Origin of the sequence: Pseudomonas sp. GD03944, assembly GCF_029839275.1 — a bacterium.
Taxonomy (GTDB): Bacteria; Pseudomonadota; Gammaproteobacteria; order Pseudomonadales; family Pseudomonadaceae; genus Aquipseudomonas.
Genome location: NZ_JAOCAH010000002.1, coordinates 1 through 17,778 on the forward strand (window position 1 = coordinate 1; position 17,778 = coordinate 17,778).

18 protein-coding genes and 1 pseudogene are annotated in these 17,778 nt (G+C 57.2%); 15 read left to right on the plus strand and 4 right to left on the minus strand.

Annotated features, from left to right (window positions below):
* From N5C28_RS03730 to N5C28_RS03740, 3 genes and pseudogenes are all read left to right on the plus strand, one after another.
* Window positions 1–190, plus strand: a pseudogene (locus tag N5C28_RS03730) (cysteine hydrolase); the annotation flags it as partial.
* A 106-nt stretch (window positions 191–296) separates the two neighbouring features.
* A complete protein-coding gene (locus N5C28_RS03735) occupies window positions 297–1,733 on the plus strand; it encodes a catalase (RefSeq protein ID WP_279820340.1) in 1,437 nt (478 codons plus the stop codon).
* 97 nt (window positions 1,734–1,830) lie between these two features.
* Complete coding sequence (locus N5C28_RS03740; protein ID WP_279820342.1) at window positions 1,831–2,883, plus strand: aldo/keto reductase; 1,053 nt, start codon at window positions 1,831–1,833, stop codon at window positions 2,881–2,883.
* A gap of 78 nt (window positions 2,884–2,961) precedes the next feature.
* Here the strand turns inward: N5C28_RS03740 and N5C28_RS03745 are convergent, their stop codons facing one another.
* Both N5C28_RS03745 and N5C28_RS03750 read right to left on the minus strand, forming a co-directional pair.
* Window positions 2,962–3,258, minus strand: coding sequence for a LasR-specific antiactivator QslA (locus N5C28_RS03745; RefSeq protein ID WP_279820344.1), 297 nt, complete (start codon window positions 3,256–3,258; stop codon window positions 2,962–2,964).
* Entirely contained in the window at window positions 3,239–3,520 is a 282-nt protein-coding gene (locus tag N5C28_RS03750) for a hypothetical protein (protein WP_279820345.1), read from the minus strand. Before N5C28_RS03750 ends, N5C28_RS03745 begins: the two co-directional genes overlap by 20 nt.
* Before the next feature lie 689 nt (window positions 3,521–4,209).
* On the opposite strand from N5C28_RS03750, the gene N5C28_RS03755 reads away from it, so the two are divergent.
* The 4 genes from N5C28_RS03755 (at window position 4,210) to N5C28_RS03770 (ending at window position 6,760) form a co-directional block, all read left to right on the plus strand.
* Entirely contained in the window at window positions 4,210–4,584 is a 375-nt protein-coding gene (locus N5C28_RS03755; RefSeq protein WP_279820346.1) for a hypothetical protein, read from the plus strand.
* A gap of 39 nt (window positions 4,585–4,623) precedes the next feature.
* Window positions 4,624–4,932: a hypothetical protein gene (locus N5C28_RS03760; protein ID WP_279820347.1), complete on the plus strand. Its 309-nt coding sequence runs from the start codon at window positions 4,624–4,626 to the stop codon at window positions 4,930–4,932.
* Window positions 4,929–5,618, plus strand: coding sequence for a hypothetical protein (locus tag N5C28_RS03765; protein ID WP_279820348.1), 690 nt, complete (start codon window positions 4,929–4,931; stop codon window positions 5,616–5,618). The genes N5C28_RS03760 and N5C28_RS03765 overlap by 4 nt, the downstream gene beginning before the upstream one ends.
* Window positions 5,619–6,136: 518 nt before the next feature.
* A complete protein-coding gene (locus tag N5C28_RS03770) occupies window positions 6,137–6,760 on the plus strand; it encodes a cell wall hydrolase (RefSeq protein ID WP_279820349.1) in 624 nt (207 codons plus the stop codon).
* A 125-nt stretch (window positions 6,761–6,885) separates the two neighbouring features.
* Here N5C28_RS03770 and N5C28_RS03775 read toward each other — a convergent pair whose 3' ends face one another.
* Window positions 6,886–7,782, minus strand: coding sequence for a LysR family transcriptional regulator (locus N5C28_RS03775; protein ID WP_279820350.1), 897 nt, complete (start codon window positions 7,780–7,782; stop codon window positions 6,886–6,888).
* A 133-nt stretch (window positions 7,783–7,915) separates the two neighbouring features.
* Here N5C28_RS03775 and N5C28_RS03780 point away from each other — a divergent pair, with 133 nt between their 5' ends.
* The gene (locus N5C28_RS03780; protein WP_279820351.1) at window positions 7,916–8,767 is read left to right on the plus strand and encodes a nitroreductase family protein; all 852 of its coding nucleotides are present in this window, start codon (window positions 7,916–7,918) and stop codon (window positions 8,765–8,767) included.
* Between the two features lie 58 nt (window positions 8,768–8,825).
* Window positions 8,826–9,701, plus strand: a complete 876-nt coding sequence (locus tag N5C28_RS03785; RefSeq protein WP_279820352.1) for a DMT family transporter — start codon at window positions 8,826–8,828, stop codon at window positions 9,699–9,701.
* Window positions 9,702–9,806: 105 nt separating this feature from the next.
* On the opposite strand, the gene N5C28_RS03790 is transcribed toward N5C28_RS03785, so the two are convergent.
* The gene (locus N5C28_RS03790; RefSeq protein WP_279820354.1) at window positions 9,807–10,766 is read right to left on the minus strand and encodes a LysR family transcriptional regulator; all 960 of its coding nucleotides are present in this window, start codon (window positions 10,764–10,766) and stop codon (window positions 9,807–9,809) included.
* 90 nt (window positions 10,767–10,856) lie between these two features.
* On the opposite strand from N5C28_RS03790, the gene N5C28_RS03795 reads away from it, so the two are divergent.
* The 6 genes from N5C28_RS03795 to N5C28_RS03820 all read left to right on the plus strand — a co-directional run bounded on the left by N5C28_RS03795 (window position 10,857) and on the right by N5C28_RS03820 (window position 17,695).
* Window positions 10,857–11,675 (plus strand): NAD(P)H-dependent oxidoreductase, encoded by an 819-nt coding sequence (locus N5C28_RS03795; RefSeq protein WP_279820355.1) that lies wholly within the window; start codon window positions 10,857–10,859, stop codon window positions 11,673–11,675.
* Window positions 11,672–11,962: a hypothetical protein gene (locus N5C28_RS03800; protein WP_279820358.1), complete on the plus strand. Its 291-nt coding sequence runs from the start codon at window positions 11,672–11,674 to the stop codon at window positions 11,960–11,962. Before N5C28_RS03795 ends, N5C28_RS03800 begins: the two co-directional genes overlap by 4 nt.
* A 522-nt stretch (window positions 11,963–12,484) precedes the next feature.
* Window positions 12,485–13,408 carry a LysR family transcriptional regulator gene (locus N5C28_RS03805; protein WP_279820360.1) on the plus strand — a complete coding sequence of 308 codons (924 nt, stop codon included), beginning with the start codon at window positions 12,485–12,487 and terminating at the stop codon, window positions 13,406–13,408.
* 511 nt (window positions 13,409–13,919) lie between these two features.
* Window positions 13,920–14,657, plus strand: coding sequence for an SDR family oxidoreductase (locus N5C28_RS03810; RefSeq protein ID WP_279820363.1), 738 nt, complete (start codon window positions 13,920–13,922; stop codon window positions 14,655–14,657).
* Window positions 14,658–15,105: 448 nt separating this feature from the next.
* Entirely contained in the window at window positions 15,106–16,818 is a 1,713-nt protein-coding gene (locus N5C28_RS03815) for a sigma-54-dependent Fis family transcriptional regulator (protein WP_279821057.1), read from the plus strand.
* Window positions 16,819–17,116: 298 nt separating this feature from the next.
* A complete protein-coding gene (locus tag N5C28_RS03820) occupies window positions 17,117–17,695 on the plus strand; it encodes a nuclear transport factor 2 family protein (RefSeq protein WP_279820365.1) in 579 nt (192 codons plus the stop codon).
* Window positions 17,696–17,778 lie beyond the last annotated feature (83 nt).

Genomic DNA, 17,778 nt, shown 5'->3' on the forward strand with positions numbered 1-17,778 from the left:
TGCCGCCGTGGATTTCGGCTACGACACCACGGTGCTGCACGACGCTTGCGCCACCCTCGACCTGGAGTTCAACGGGGTCAAGGTGCCGGCCGAGCAGGTGCATGCGGCGTTCATGGCCGCCCTCAGCTTCGGCTATGCGCCGGTGATCTCCACCGCCGAGTACCTCGGCAAACTCAGACACGCCGCCTGACGGCCTGCTGACTGGCGGACCGTGGGCGAGTCATCCGGCCGAACCGGAACTCGCCCTGCCGCACCGTGATGTTCAAGCCCCCTCCCCTCATTCGAAGAAGCCAACCATGAAGAAGCTCACCACCGCCTTCGGCGCCCCCGTCGTCGACAACCAGAACATCCAGACCGCAGGCCCGCGCGGCCCCGCATTGCTCCAGGATGTCTGGTTCCTTGAAAAGCTCGCCCACTTCGACCGCGAAGTGATCCCCGAGCGGCGCATGCATGCCAAAGGCTCCGGTGCTTACGGCACCTTCACCGTGACGCACGACATCACCCGTTACACCAAGGCCGCCCTGTTCGCACAGGTCGGCAAGCAAACCGACATCTTCGTGCGTTTCTCCACGGTGGCCGGTGAGCGCGGGGCGGCGGATGCCGAGCGTGATATCCGGGGTTTCGCCCTGAAGTTCTACACCGAGCAAGGCAACTGGGACCTGGTCGGCAACAACACACCGGTGTTCTTCCTGCGCGACCCGCTGAAGTTTCCCGACCTCAATCACGCGGTAAAACGCGACCCGCGCACGGGCATGCGCAGCGCGCAGAACAACTGGGACTTCTGGACCAACCTGCCGGAAGCCTTGCACCAGGTCACCATCGTCATGAGCGACCGGGGCATCCCCCGCAGCTACCGTCACATGCATGGCTTCAGCAGCCACACCTTCAGCTTCATCAACGCCGCCAATGAGCGGCACTGGGTCAAGTTCACCTGGCGAACCCAGCAAGGCATCCAGAACCTCTCCGATGCCGAGGCGGCCCAGCTGGTCGGTGGCGACCGCGAGAGCCACCAGCGCGACCTCTTCGAGAGTATCGAGAACGGCGACTTCCCCCGCTGGACCCTGTACGTGCAGGTGATGCCGGAGAACGACGCCGGCAGCTACCACCTCAACCCGTTCGACCTCACCAAGGTCTGGCCCCACGACGACTACCCGCTGATCGAGGTCGGCACCCTGGAGCTCAACCGCAACCCGGACAACGTCTTCGCGGAGGTCGAGCAAGCCGCGTTCAACCCCGGCAACGTGGTCCCCGGGGTGGGCTTCTCGCCCGACAAGATGCTCCAGGGGCGGCTGTTCTCCTACGGCGACGCGCAGCGCTACCGCCTGGGCGTGAACCACTCGATGATCCCGGTGAACGCGCCGCGCTGCCCCTTCCACAGCTACCACCGCGACGGCCAGATGCGCGTCGATGGCAACCAGGGCGGCCGCCTCGCCTACGAGCCCAACAGCGCGGGCGAATGGGCCGATCAGCCGGATTTCGCGGAGCCGCCACTGAGCCTGGAAGGCGCAGCCGACCACTGGAACCACCGCGTCGATGACGACTACTACTCGCAGCCCGGCGCCCTGTTCCGCCTGATGTCACCGGCGCAGCAGCAAGCGCTGTTCGACAACACCGCGCGTGCCATCAACGGCGCCTCGTCCGTGGTCATCGAACGGCACATCGGCAACTGCAGCAAGGCCGACCCCGCCTACGGTGCCGGCGTCGCCGCGGCCATCGAGCGCCTCGGCCAGTAACCGTTCAGTCCCTTGCATGGGGCGGCCGCTACCAGCCCCCCATGCTTTTTTACACCCTCGGGTCGCCACCGGGCGGCCTGTCACCAGGAGATCCCCCATGCGTTACAGCACATTTGGCCGGCGTACCGGCTTGCGCGTATCCGAACTGGCCCTGGGCACCGGTAACTTTGGCACGGGCTGGGGCCATGGCGCCGAGCGTGACGAAGCCCGGCAGATTTTCGAAGGGTACGTCGAAGCGGGCGGCAACTTCCTCGACACCGCCAACGGCTACCAGGCCGGCCAGGCGGAAGCCCTGCTCGGCGAATTCATCGCCTCCGACCGCGATCACTTCGTCCTGGCCACCAAATACACCCTGGGCACGACCCCGGCCGCTGGCGTCTCCCAACTGGGCAACAGCCGCAAGAACATGGTGCGCGCCGTCGAAGAAAGCCTTCGACGCCTGAACACCGACCATATCGACCTGCTGTGGGCACACATCAGCGACGGCCTGACGCCCATGGAAGAAATCATGCGTGGCTTCGACGATCTGGTCAGCGCCGGCAAGATCCATTACATCGGCCTGTCCAACTTCCCGGCCTGGCGCATTGCCCGCGCCGACCTGCTGGCGGACCTGCGCGGCTGGTCTCCAGTGGCGGGCATCCAGCTGGAATACAGCCTGGCCGAACGCAGCGCCGACCGCGAGCTGATCCCCATGGCAGAAGCCCTGGGCCTGGCCGTCACCCAATGGTCACCGCTGGCCGGGGGCTTGCTGACAGGCAAGTACCGCAACGGCAACGACAACAGCCGCGCGACCAAACTGGGCATGCTCGTGCATGCCGAAACCAGCGCCCGGGAAACCGCGATCATCGACACCCTGATCGATATCGCCGGGAACCTGGGCAGCACCCCGACCGAGGTCGCGGTTGCCTGGCTGCTGCACAAGGCCCGGCAGTCCAGCACCAGCCTGATCCCCATCCTGGGCTCGCGCACCCGCGCGCAGTTCGATGCCACGCTCGGTGCGCTGCGCCTGAGCCTGTCCGAAAGCGACTACGAGCGCTTGAACGACGCCAGCGCCATCGCCCTCGGCGTGCCCCACGAGCAGACCCTCGAGATGCAGGCCGCCCTGGCCGGCGGACGTCACCTCGAACCAGCCAGGATACCCGTCAGCTAAACCCATCCCGCCTGGCCACTCACCAGGCACCAGCAACGGATAGAGAAGCAGGGCGCTCAGCGCAAGCGCCCTGCCGGGCTACAACCTCAGCAGCGTTTGCCGCGCCTGGTGATTGCCGCCCAACGGCGAACACAGACGCTGGTGCACACGGCTCAGAAAGCCCACCTCGAACGCCCGCCGCTCGATGCCGCTGGGCAACGCATCGCGCTCCACGATCAGGTTGGCCCACAGCCACCCCGAACCGTCGCTGCCCAGCCAGGCATTGGCGCACGCCACCCCGTCGCTGAACGCCTGCTGGCAATCCTGCGACCAGGCGATGGACGCCCCGGCATGACCGTCATGGCTGACCAGGTGACTATCGAAGGGCCTGTGCATCACGCGCCCTCCTCTCGGCCTCGACCAGGGCGTTGCCGTACAACTGCGCGACCTCACGCAGCAACTCGCGGGCATGCCGATACTGCTGCTCAACATCGTTCGCCAGCTCGGGCCGAACCCGGGCGTGCGCCAGCGCCTTGAACAACCGGCGCAGCATCGCCAGCCGCAACTCGGCCTGGGCCTGGAATGGGCAGCTTTGCCGCGGTTTATCGTGTGAAGGTTTGGGGTTTAGTGGAAAGGGAATGATCGTGTCATCGCGCATGACACACCTCCAGGCTGGAGGTTGATGGCACAGCAGGCAGCCCAAGGTGGAGCCCTTGGGTAAAAGGGGGAAAATGCATAATCCGTATGCTCCTTCGTGTTGGTAAAGACCGCCTCTTTCGCTACCACACGAATGGAGGCGGACCGTGCAAGGGTGGTAGACCAGCTCACGAAGGAACGCCGGCCAGGCCGAAGCCTGCCTCACACGGCCCGCCATAACTGCACGAGAAAACAGCAGGCACAAAAAAAGCGCCTGCTCTCGGCTATGGCGCTACCGCGCCTTCGTGAAAACTCCGGGCTACCACACCCGGCCGCGGGATTGACCGCGACGGAGGGACTTTAGCGTGAGGGTGGTTTGAAGGGCAAGGCTGTAGGTTGGTTTTCCAGTCGCACGGGGTTCGGGCCAACTCTCGCAGCGCCGAAGGTGTTAGACGCTATACGCCCCTATACATATCAACCAAGTACCATCATGATTCGGCCACTCGCGTAGAATCATTTCGACAGTACGGACACCTCGGCATCCTGGCAAATGGACTTGGTCAAATCCACCATGATCTTCATAGCCTCACTCCCTCGCCAATCAAGGGGCGGGTACAAAAACTATTGCAGCGCCCCTCCTTACTCGCTGAGTAGGCGACGTTTCTGGCTGCCCAAGAAACACACTATTAATCATCCCTAACGAGATAAACCATGACTAAAAAAACATTTATCGCACTGACATTACTGGGTCTGTCCGCAAGCGTCAGCGCAGCAAATTTTGTACACCCGATGGAATTTGACGGCTCAGAAGCGCAAAAACAGCAAGTAATCGCCTACATCAAGGAACGGGTGAAGCATGACTACTGCGAAAGCGGTCTCGACATGTGCCAAAACACAACATTAAGAATGATGGAAGAACAAAGCCTCACTGCATTCAAATCGGCCACCAAGGCAACAGACCGAGCGGTAATGGATCGCGTAATCAAAGACTACTGCCAAAGCGGTTTGGATATGTGCAACTACCCGACCATTTTCATGATGTATCAGCAAAATGAAAAAGCTGGAGCCAAGTCACTAGAGTGGTAATGCCTGAGGCTAGCGCGAAACTGCTAGCAGGCGATAACGATGAATGATCCGCTCATAGATATCCATGACTTATTGCACAAAAACAGGCATGAAGACGCCCTTGGAAAAATATACGACAAAACCAGGGGCCTCATAAAAAATATTGCCAGATCGATGAGAATCATGCCTGACATAGCGGATGAAATATTCTTCAAGCAGTCCAACTATGAAGTGGCCGCGCACTTATTCAAGGAATCACTAAAAAGCCGCGAGGATGACATCAAAGTCTGCTGCGCTCTGGCCAATGCTTATTCGGCAACGGACGATCGCTACAGGAAGCCACCTAACGAATACGGATGCCAACCATGAGACTCTTACTGAACGCATTCCTGGCCGCCGCTTTAATTTTTTCCCCCGACGTGAGGCCTCAAGAATATTTGTCTCCTCACAATTCAACGCTAGGAATGGCAGGGCAGTATTCAGAAAAGCTAAAAACTGTATTCAAGGATGCATACACCAGTGATTCAACTATACAGGTCCTGATCCGCAGCAGCTTGCCGGAAAGGGTGATATACATTAAAGACACTGCGCAAGGCCATAAACTTTCTATCTCAACAGCATCGGCGCGAGTGTATGACTTTGATATCAAGGACAACTGGCAAGAAATCGAGCAAGCTCGCGGAGTAAAATTTCAAAGACTCGATGCACTACAGTCCTTAGGTAGCGTGCAAGATATAAAGTTATCAACAAAAAGTCGCAACATCAGCCCAGAGCTGTACGCAAAAATTAGAACGCTATGGCAACAGGAGCTGATGTCTGTAAGACGTAACACAGGAGGCAAGCCAAACTTAACTCTGGACGGGGCAACTTACGACTACTCGATGCGACTCTCGCGAATGGTATTTATAAGTGGCACCGCAGCAGACGGAGCAAGTCAGCGCCTCGACAGGCTAGCCTCAATTGCTTACGACCTTGGCTCTTTCGTTGATGGAAAAAAGTCTGAGGCCGAGATCCTCGAAGAGATATCTATCTTCAATAAAATACCTGCCACGTAGGCTTGCATTAACAGATAAAATATCAAAAATTCAAAATTGTTAATCGCAAAACTACCCACAGTTCCATTTATGCCACAGTCAAAATGGAATTTTACTCATGCAAACATTAATCGAAAACCGTCAACCACCAAGAAACAGGCAAATCAATCATGCGATCACGGCTTGCAAACCAAGGCAACGAGACAAATATCGACGCCGACTACGTTGCAAAAGAACTGCATTCAAAGCGGGCAGGTTTCTACAGAAGCGATAGAAAAATTTATACCCCATGACTACTCCACTTTGAAAAAAGGGACAGATTTATTTATTGGGATCGCTGTCCCTCCTGGCCGATTGCGGACCTCCGCGAGTGGCAGCTATCGGTTGAATCCACAGCCAAAAGCAGACGCGTGGACTATGAATAATTTGTCCGCCCCTTTGCCACCAACGGGAAAGAAAACGGAACCGGGTTGTCTCCTTTGTGCACCGAGTACACTCGGCACTATCACTACCCTGCGGTTTAACAGGAAGTACCAACCATGCACGGCCTCTCAAAAGTCATTTGCGTCAGCCTCATGCTGTGTGGGGGCCAACTTCACGCCGCCGACGCCCAACCGGCGGTAAAAACCGCCGCCGAAGACAAGGCTGAAGTGCTGGAGCTAAAAGCCGCCGAGAAGGACAGTTTGAAGGCCGCCCCACAAGCGACGCCGCTGAGCAAAACTGAAGTTCAGGCCGTCGACCCCGCCGGCAAGGCCCCCATGGACGACGCCATTACATGCCTGTCACGGACGATTTATTGGGAAGCAAAAGGCGGTGCGATTGAGGATATGGAGGCGGTGGCGAATGTGGTGCTGAACCGCCTGGGCAGCAAGGATTTTCCCGATACGGTTTGTGCAGTGGTCAAGCAGGGTTCGGAAAAAAGTCCCTGTCAGTTTTCCTGGTGGTGTGACGGTCGGTCCGATCAGGTCGAGGAGGAAGATCGCTACACCATCGCCAAGGAAATCGCCCGCAAAGCCCTCAACCAGCAACTGCCAGACCGCACCAATGGGGCGCTGTTCTTCCACGACCGCAGCGCTTCTGTGGATTGGTCCAAGACGTATATCAAGACCAAGGAGATCGGCAGTTTCCTGTTCTATAAACCCAGAGGGGTGGCCGCGCGCTAGCGGCGAGGTTTGGCCGGTAGCAGCCAGCAAAGAGGGACTGCTTCCGGCCAAGAGCGGACATGCACTGAAGACTGCTTCTGGCCGATTGCTATCTGTGGCGATCGGAAGAAGTCGACCAATCGCGGCTATCGATACTCAGAAAAGCGCTCGATGATCCAGTCCAAAAAAACTCTGAGGCGGGCGTTAAGCTGCTGAGTCGGGGGATAAATAATTGATATTGGAATCACTGAGTTCGTGCACGTGTCCAAAACCGGCACAAGTTCACCCGATTGCAGAAACCGATTAGCTACAGAGCGGAAGGTCTGACCGACACCCATGCCATTCACCATCATCCCGATCAGCGCAGCGCTGTCGTTAGCCGCAATATCAAACCGAACAATTTGATGCTCCTTGCCCCGATTGCGAAAACGCAGCGGCCATACCTCTCCAGACGCAGCACTGAAATACCCTACAATCTTATGGCTGTTTTCCAGATCGGTCGGATTTCTAGGCACGCCGTGGCGTTCGAGATAGCCAGGGCTGGCGCAGGTGATCAGTTGATCTCTGTAAAGCGTTTTTGCAATCAGAGAGGAGTCCGCCAACTTACCTGCACGGATCACGCAGTCGACACCCTCCTCGATAAGGTTCACGGGCCGATCACCTACGCCAAGCGCTAACTGAATGTGTGGATAACGCTCTCGAAACTCCTCAAGAACAGGTATCAGCACAAAGTTCGCCATTGATGAGTGCAGGTCTATCCTCAGCCGACCGCCAGCGGCGGCGCCCATTCCGCGCATGGCCTCCTCGGTTTCGTCCAGCTTGTCGACGAGTGTGCTGATCCGGCGGTAATACTCGGCGCCCTCCATGGTCAACGCCACCGATCGGGTGGTGCGTTGTACAAGCTTGGTGCCCAGATGCGCTTCCAGGTCTTGGAGTGCCTTGCTCACGGTCGAACGAGGCATGCCCAAGTGCGCAGCGGCCTTGGTGAAGGAGCGCGTCTCAACGATGCGCTGAAAGGTGCGAATAGCGACGAGATGATCCATGCCAGCATGCTACCTACATCTCGGGGATTGTCCATGAGTATGAAAACAGAAGGCGGCTTTGACGGGATTATCCGACGGCTCAAGCCACGTATTCTGCGGTCATTGAATTTTCTCAGTTACGGAGATACATCACATGATCGGCCCTACAGACAACCAGGCTGCATTACTTGAACAACGGTATGGCTCGGCTCAGCAAAAGCCGGAGCACATCATCTGGACACCCCAGGTAGAAGCGATGGTGAGCCACAAGTCCGTCAGGACGTTTCTGCCGGACGCACTTCCTCAAGGTGCCCTTGAAACGATGGTGCTTGCGGCTCAGTCCGCCTCAAATTCATCGGGGTTTAACCAATGGAGCCTAATTGCCGTAACCGATCCGGAATTGAAGCAGAAGCTGTCTGACACCATTGCTCGCACCGTACCTACAGATCGCATCCCTTGGATCGAGGAAGCGCCTGTGCTCCTGCTGTGGATCGCAGATCTGTCTCGGAACGCTGAAATCACCAAAGAGCAAGGCAGCGATCCGGTGGTTCTTGAATATCTCGATTCGTTTCTGATGGCATCCATCGACGCCACCTTGGCCGCACAAAACGCATCGCTGGCCGCAGAGTCCATGGGGCTGGGCATCGTATTTCTGGGGGTAATGAGAAACGCCGCCAAAGAAGTCGCTGAGATCATCAACCTGCCGCACAACAGCTTCGTCAGCTTTGGCATGGCTGTGGGCCGCCCTGACATTTCTCGTACCAGCAGCATGCGACCACGTCCGGCCCAACCTGTAGTCCTTCACCATAACAGCTATAACCATGGCCGATATCGGGAGTATCTCGAACGCTACGAGCAAGCGTGTCTTGAATTCCGTACCACGCAGGGAATGAAGCCCAAGACCTGGCAAGGCGCGGTGCATGAAGGCGCAACGAGCATGGACTACATGGGTGGTCGTGAAAACTTGCGGGACATGGTTGCCAACCAGGGCTTCAAACTGCGCTGAAGACTATCTGACCGGATGAAATAGCACTCGTAACGCCGCCTGCTGAGGACTGCGCACAATGGACAGAGTAACTGGGCCTCAATCTCGCCAGCAGCCTTGGCTATGGTTTGCTGCGACGGCTTTCAGTCTCATCGCCTTTGCAGCGAACTCAGTTTTTTGCCGTCTAGCGCTGCGGAACGGAGATATAGATCCTAATTCCTTCACGGCAATACGTTTGCTCGGCGGCGCTCTCTTTCTTCTACCGCTCTGCTTGAAACCGTTCCGGTCAGGCTCGCTCGGTGGCAGCTGGCGCGGCGGTATACATCTCTTTGTGTATGCCTATCTATTTTCACTGGCCTATGTGCAGCTAGATGCAGGCGTCGGGGCATTGATTTTGTTCGGCGCCGTGCAGCTTACGATGTTCACCCTAGGCTGGAGGAACGGAGAGAAGCTTCGCGCGCGAGTGGCATTGGGAATGATGGTCGCGTTTTCCGGCGTAATCGTTTTGTTATCTCCAGGCGGGGAGGCGCAGCCCCCTAAAAGCGCTTTTCTCATGATGATCGCCGGTATCGCCTGGGGTTGTTATTCAGTGCTCGGCAAGCGCTCTGCGAGCCCTGCTCGGGATACGGCAGGAAACTTCCTGCGGAGCCTGCCGTTAGTGGCTGCTGTCGCGGTTGTAGCATTCTTGCAAGCGGATCTGTACATCACCTCGGCAGGCGCACTGTACGCCGTAGCATCCGGAGTTCTAGCATCCGGGGCAGGTTACGTAGTCTGGTACGCAGTAGTGAAACGCCTTCAGGCGCAAACAGCCGCAACCCTTCAGCTCAGCGTTCCAGTGCTTGCTTCTATTGCAGGTGTGATGCTGCTCAACGAGCCGCTTTCAGCCCGGATAGTAGTGGCGTCCTTAATCGTCCTGGGAGGCATTGGATTAGCTCTGCTTGGATCGAAGCGTTGAGGCAGGTACCACATCCGGGAACGTCCGCTTCTGGCCGGAAGCGGCCCCTCGTCGCCTGCTGCTACCGGCCAATAGCGGACGTGAGGCTGCATTCAAGCAATGCGCCTAACTGCCAGGCGCAGTGCTCGATTCAGGTTGAGCCGGTTCGACGCTGTTAAGGGATGCCCGAGAATCGGCCACGAGAGCGATGAACTCACGCACCCATTTGAAGCCGGCGTGCCCATCCGACCGCTCATGCCAGAACATGCCAATCGCAAAACCTTCCACCGGCAAGGGAGGGGCTACGCACAGCAGCTGCTCGCTACGCCCCTCTACGAGACGACGGGGAACCAGGGCCACACAATCCGACTGAGCGACCAACTCCGGTACTGGAAGGAATGACGACGCTGACAGCACCACGTTACGCCGCAGCCCCCGCGCTACCAAGGCGTTATCCACCGAGGTAGAGAAGCCTCCGCCGCGTAGCGACACCACGACATGTTCCAGCTGCGCGAACTCCTCCACCGTCAGGTCCGCGCGCAGGCTTGGATGCCCACGGCGCCCGATCAGCACGTAACGCTCGTCATAGAGGTGTTGCGAGTGCAGTGCGGGTGGAACCCCGTTCATGTTGATCACGGCCAGATCCACCTCGCCGCGGGTCATCTGCAGCTCCAGTTGCGGTACATCGAGGATGCGCAGTGCGATACGGACACCCGGCGCTTCGCGTCGCATGGCGACCACGAGGTGTTTGATCAAGGCCGCCTGCACGTAATCCGTGCAGGCGATCGATACAGTCAAGTTCGCCGTCGCGGGCTCGAAATTCAGGTGAGTGGTGACGGTGGCCCTTACCTGGTCGAGTGCCTGGCGAAGCGGGACGAGCAGCTCCAGGGCTTTGACGGTGGGTGTCATTCCACGCTGCGCGGGGACCAGAAGCGGGTCGTTGAAGACGTCGCGCAGGCGACTCAACTGTGCACTGACCGCTGGCTGGCTCAAATGCAGACGGGCGGCCGCCCTGGTCACGTTCTGCTCAATGAGAAGGGCCTCCAGTGTCACAAGCAGATTGAGATCAAGGCGTCTGGTATCCATCGGGCTGATGCTAGCAGGAAAATTTTGCGATTTCACAGGTTGTCCGAGCCCCGCGACACTCCCTCCGACATCACAGCGGAGCCGTCATTCATGTCGAAAAAAGTACTGATCATCTATGCCCATCCCGAGCCTTCGTCGCTGACGCGGCAACTGGTGGATGTGTCTGTTGAATGCCTGACTGCCCAAGGGCACGAGGTCCTGCAATCCGATCTATACGCCATGGGCTGGAAAGCGACGTTCGACGAACACGACTTTCCCGAGCGGGCCAACCTTCAGCGGCTGTCGTTCGGCGCAGAGTCCGCCCACGCCTACCGTCATAACCGCCAAAGCCCTGACGTGGCGGCAGAGCAAGAAAAGGTGTTAGCGGCAGATGCTGTCATCTTCCAGTTTCCACTGTGGTGGTACGGCATGCCGGCCATCATGAAGGGGTGGATAGATCGCGTCTGGGCCGCCGGACTCGCCCACGGCTACAAGGGCGCTGGCAACGCCTATCGCTATGGTGACGGGGCCTTCAAGGGAAAGCGGGCCATGTTGTCGGTCGCTGTCGGCGGGCCCGCTGAAGACTACTCACCCCGCGGTATCAACGGCCCACTTGAGCAGTTGCTGTTCCCGATCACGCACGGCTCGCTCTACTTCCCGGGGTTTGATGTGCTGCCTACGTTCGCCATCTACGGCACTGGCAGCTTGACCGCCACAGGTGCTGTCGCAGCCAAAGAGGCTTGGCGCAGACGCCTCGAGGATTTGTTCACCGACACGGCCATACCGTTCCGGTCCCAGAACGGAGGGGACTACACCCCCAGCCACGAGCTCAAACCGCACGTGGCCGTCGGCCAGACCGGCATAATGGCGCACGTTGCTGACGGCGCAACAACCCAGCGACAGCCGCTGGAAACGGAGGGGGTGTTATGAAAACCTTCGTGATTCTGACTCGCCGCGCTGATGGACCGGCAGAGGACTTCAAGCGACTCGCGGAGCCGGAGGTATTACACGTCTGGCAAGGCCTCGCCGACGGCATCGTTCGCGCCGTCCATGGGCTGGCCGCGGGTCCCGGTGCAGCGTTTGAACTGGAGTCCGCCACCTTCGAAGAGGCGCGTGGATATATCGAGGCGCTGCCTTACGTCAAAGAGAATCTGCTGCATGTGCAGTACTGTGCGCTCAAGCCGTTCTCTGACTACGAGAAACTGGTTTCCGCTTGATTGACGATCAGCGCCAAGCCGGGACTCGTTTGATGCGAGGTGGGCTGGAGCAATGCGCTTTAGGACCTCTCAAAGCGCAGGTAATGAGCCAGACGGTGCCCGTGCGCTGTGCTCTACCCAATCGATTTGAATTAATTTCCCGGATCAGGCCTTAGGCCTGTACCGGGGTGTCGTAGAGCTCAATAGCAGAATTTTTCTCAATTGCGGTGAGCGAAACAGCCGTTTACTGAACTTATGAGGCAGCGGCGCGCAGTGGAGCTATGAGGAAACCAAGTCGTTCCTGCTTCATCATTTGAACGTTGATAGGCGGCGGTGAGCTTCACCACCTAACCACCCAGCGCAACCCATGAGTAGCTGTCTTCTGGCCGGTTTGGCTAACCACCCGTGTCCCGCGGAGGACAATTCCATAGAGGTCCCTGGACCCCGCCGATAAATTTGCTTTCTGCTGATATTGTGCAGAACAAGCAGCCCTTGGGCGGTCAGTCTAAAAAAGCATGCAAGTCAATTTCTGTGGATAAGAACATGAATAAACTATCTGAAATGCATGCTTTCGTGGCTGTAGTGGACACCGGGAGTATTTCCGAGGCCGCTCGTCGTTTGGGCACAGCCAAGTCGATGGTTTCCCAGCGCATTCAGCAACTAGAGAAACGCCTAGGATGCATCCTACTGGAGCGTGGCCGACAGACCCGTCTGACTGAGTCGGGTGAGGTTTTTTACCGTCATTGCACCGGAATTCTTGCTGACATAGAAAATGCCGAGAATGCAGTTCTGACCTCACAGTCGAGTGTCCGTGGAAATCTGCGTATTGCTGCTCCGGCGGCTTTCGGTATGCGCTATCTGACGCCGATTTTGGCATCTTTTGCCAAGCAGTATCCTGAGTTGTATCTGGACGTTGAGTTCGACGACCGGCGCGTCAACTTGCAGGAAGAGGGTTTCGATGCCGCGGTTCGTATTGGTGAATTGCCGGACTCTTCGCTGGTGGCCAAGACCATTACTCCCAACCGCCATATCATCTGCGCCAGCCCTGATTACTTGAATGCTCATGGCACACCACAGACACCGCAAGACTTGGCTCAGCATTTCGCCATGCTGTATGTGAATCGAGAACCACATGGCATGTGGACGCTACCGGTGAACGACGCATTGGAGTCATTCCGTGTGCGCTGCCGGATGCGTACCAATTGTGGTCATCAACTGATGGAGGCGGCCAAGGCAGGGCTTGGGCTTGCCATACTGCCCACATTCCTGGCCGCGCAGGCCATTGTGAATGGTGAGTTGAAAGAGGTGCTGGAACCCTATGCGCCGCGTGGCGGCAATATATCTGTGGTCTATCGCCAGTCGCAGAGAGCTTCGCCCAAGCTGCGTGTGCTAAGTAGCTTTCTCAGTGAGCAGATCGGTAGCCCACCGATCTGGGATCAGATGCTGACAGACCATATGCGTCCATAGGTTGAAGCGTTCGAGAAAACCGAAACAGCTATTCATTTTTCTCTGGATTATGGATCGGTAAACCCTTGCTTATCCTTTTTCCAACAGGCGCTTTATCTGTGTCTGAAAAAAATAGGGAAAGGTGTCGATGACAAATACCTTAAGCCTCTTTTCGCCGGTGGTGTGGCTGCGGCTACCCTTGCAGCGGACAGATAGCTCTGTCCAGCAATAGCCAATTCGGCGTGGCGGCGCGATATCGATTGCTCATTACGGATTGCCCGCGGGTTCAAGGTCGGTGCTGTATGGGGCAATGATCAGGCTGTCGTCTACGACGTTTTCGAGGGGGCAGTGTCAAGCGATCGGGCCGAGATCACCAGAACAAATCACGGCGATGGATGATTTACAAACACGCCGCTTTCAATACTGCCTCACATCACTACTACACCGATCTCGCCGATTGTCATCAATCAGCAACGGTATCTTTATTCAACCCTGGCTAGACATGCCTTGCTGTCTTCATGGAGGGCACAGTATGAATCTCATTGGCAAACGTGCACTGGTAACCGGAGGCTCCCGCGGTATTGGTGCCGCGATCGCACAGGCCTTGGCTGCAGACGGCGCGGACGTTGCAATCACTTATCGGCGCTCTGCTGAGCAGGCAGAACACATTGTGGCTTCCATGGAAAAAATGGGTAGACGCAGTTTGGCCATTCAGGCCGATAGTGCTGATCCGGAGGCTATCCAGCGGGCCGTCAGGGAGATCGTCGATACATTGGGTGGCCTCGATATCCTCGTCAACAGCGCGGCCATCGGTTTGGTAGGACCGGTCGCGCAGGTCGACCTCGCAGAATTTCAGGCGATGATGGATGTTAACGTCCGCGGGCCGTTTGTGGCCGCACAAGCCGCAATACCGCACCTGAGCGAAGGCGGCCGTATTATTTCGATCGGGTCGGCTTTGGCTGAGCGTGTCCCGTTTCCGGGCATCACGGCTTATGCCATGTCGAAGTCGGCACTTCTTTCGTTCACCCGTGGCCTGTCACGTGAACTGGGCCCGCAGGGCATTACGGTCAATCTTGTCCTGCCCGGATCGACCGATACTGAGGCGAATCCTGCCAATGGCGAAAGTGCTGATTTCCAGCGAGGTCTGACATCGATAGGGCGTTACGCCGAGCCGCGAGAAATCGCCAGCGCAGTCGTATTTCTTGCAAGCCCTGCCGCGAATATGGTGACTGGCATCAGCCTGACGGTCGACGGCGGTGCGAATGCATAGAATCGGAATGCATATCTAGAAGGGAATGCCTGACAACGCTGGTGTAGCGTCAGTCATATCGTTCCCCCGGCCCACGAGCGGGCATTTGCCGAATGTCGGGCTCCTGGTCGGGTAAAGGTCGTAGATATTGACCCGACTTTTACCTGGTAAGTCGTGAGTTGTTGTCCACGGCTATGTCCAGCCTGGCTGCAGGTATCGGCCGTCTGTATATGAATCGCCCCTCTTAGCGGTTGCAGTGACCAGCCTTCGTCGTTGAAGCGACAATCGAGGCTGCGGTGTTTTCCGTAGAGCCGGAGAGCGCTATCTAGCTAGCTTCGCGTTGTGAAGATAGCCCTTGCTCAACACGCTGCACGGACTCGTACCGGTTGGCATCACAGATGCTCTTTTCGCACCTCTTATCCAGGGGCGAAATCAAGACCTCCCCAAAACAACAATCGAGGCCTTACTGATGACTACCAGTTACAACGCGACGCTTAAATACTCCGACTATCAGGACCTGAGTGAGCAGATTCGCTTTCAAAGCACAGAAGGCAAGATCTGGTTCGGCGAGCAGCGCATGTTGCTGATGCAGGTGTCGGCGATGGCAAATTTCCGCCGTGAACTCATCAATAGCCTGGGTATCGAGCGCGCCAAGGGATTCTTCCTGCGACTTGGCTACCAATCTGGACTCAAAGACGCCGAAATGGCCCGCAAGCTGAGACCGAACAGTCCAGAGCTGGAAATGTTCCTGGTTGGACCGCAGTTGCACTCCTTGAAGGGCATGGTCAATGCGAAGCCCATTCAGTTGGAAGTGGACCAGGAGGCTGGCCATTTTTACTGCGAGCTTGAATGGATTGATTCCTTTGAGGTCGAGAGCTGCCTGACCGAGGTGGGCCTGATGGATGAGCCCGTTTGCTGGTCCCTGCTTGGCTACGCATGTGCGTACAGCTCCTCGTTCATGAAACGCGAGATCATCATCCAGGAAACCAGCTGTCGCGGGTGCGGCGATGAACGCTGCATTATTATCGGCAAACCCGCCGAGCAGTGGGAAAACGCCGCGGAATTCAGACGCTACTTTCAAGCCGATCCAATCATCGAGGAGCTGTATGAACTGCAATCGCAGATCAGTTCGCTGCGCACGTGCCTGGAGAGGCAAGAGGGCCAGTACTACGGTATAGGACGCTCTCCCGCCTACATGACCGTTTGCAAGACGATCGACAAGGCAGCCAAGGGCAAAATCTCCGTCCTCTTGCTCGGAGAAACCGGCGTCGGCAAGGAGGTAATCGCACGGAGCGTCCATCTTCGCAGCGATCGCGCCGAGCAAGCGTTTATCGCCGTGAACTGCGCTGCCATCCCGCAGGACTTGATTGAGGCCGAACTGTTCGGCGTTGAGAAAGGGGCGTTTACCGGCGCCAATCAGACCCGCCCAGGGCGCTTCGAGCGCGCCAGCGGCGGGACCATCTTTCTGGACGAAGTGGTAGAACTGACGCCCAGAGCGCAGGCGACCTTACTAAGGGTGCTGCAAGAGGGGGAACTCGAACGCGTAGGCGGCTCTCGGACCCACAAGGTCGATGTGCGGGTCATTGCTGCCACCAATGAGAGCCTCGCCGATGCGGTCGAGGCAGGCCGGTTTCGCGCGGATCTTTATTACCGTCTGAATGTGTTTCCGGTTCAGGTCCCTCCGCTTCGCGAGCGGCTTGAGGACCTGCCGCTGCTGGTCGAGCACTTCCTAAGCAAGTTTCATCTGCAGTATCACAAGCGCACGTTAGGTTTGTCAGACAAGGCTCTAGAGCTGTGTCTCAGTTACGCTTGGCCGGGCAATATCCGCGAATTGGAGAATGTGCTTGAGCGCGGCGTCATTCTGACTGACAGCAATGAAACCATAGGGCAGGACGCTCTTTTTGCGGTCTCCCCGAAAGCGGGCACTCTGCATGGTAATCGTCTCAATGCCGATGGCTCGCTGATTCAGGCTGAAGACAGGGAAAGCGCAGCCGATTGGGTCACGCAGATATTCGAACGAAGCATAAGCCTGGAAGCGGTGGAAGAGCAGCTGATGCGACGCGCAATGGATCTTGCTCAGCAAAACGTTGCGCAAGCCGCTCGAATCCTCGGATTAACTCGGCCTGCGCTGGCTTACCGTCTCAAGAAGAGCGGCATCCTTGATGAGGATGCGACTGAGTGAGTTCGCTTACCTTCGCGAATGGGACAAATCGATCGTGAAGTTTCTGTGACTTAACCAAATAATCAGTACGCCGCCATGATTTATCAAATGATTAATTCCGCTCTCTTCGACAAACAATAGATTTGCTCTGAACTTCTTCCATCACCACCCTATCTCGCTGATAAATATAGATTTTCTATACGCCCTCCGGTGATGGCATACCCTTTGCTGATGTACTAACAGTTACTAAGTGCGCACCAGCACTTAGCGACGTATTAGGTCTCACGCCTCACAAACGGTAGTTAAACGGAGAAAGCTCATGATCATCCTTAACATCAAGTCGCTATTTGCAGCAATCACGCTAGCTGCGTGCCTTGTGACCGTTACTCCAGCGGTAGCGCAGTCAACTAGCGAAGCACAGTCCGCGGCTTCACTTTCGGTAGTCATGGAGTTCCTGGCCAATACTGCGCCCGATAAAGTTGAGGCAGCTGCCGAGAAACTGGCGGCTCCCGACGCCACTTATGTTTCTCTCAACTTTGACAACCCCGAGCTGAGGGAAATCATGCCTTGGACGGGTACAAACAAGGGGCCGAAAGCCTTTAGTTCATTATTCCTGCAGGTCCAGGATTACTGGAAAATCGAAGACTTTACCATCAGCACTAAAATAGCCTCCGGAGAGGACGTGGCGATTTTCGGTAAGTTCACCTATCGGTCCGTGGCAGTCGACCAGGTATTCACGTCGCCGTTCTCCATCCATGCCAAGGTGCGTGACGGCAAGATGACCTATTTCCAGTTCATGGAAGATACCTACGCGTCTGCCAGTTCCTTCCGACAGTCTGGCTCCTGGACTGTGAAGACCTCTGCGAACGCAGCCCCCTTTACAGTGGCCGCGGATTAACGATTTCGGTCGCGAGGACGAAGCCTTGCGCCGGCATCCCAGAGAACGAAAGCATTCCTGGCGTGCCGGCAGATGGCGCCCAG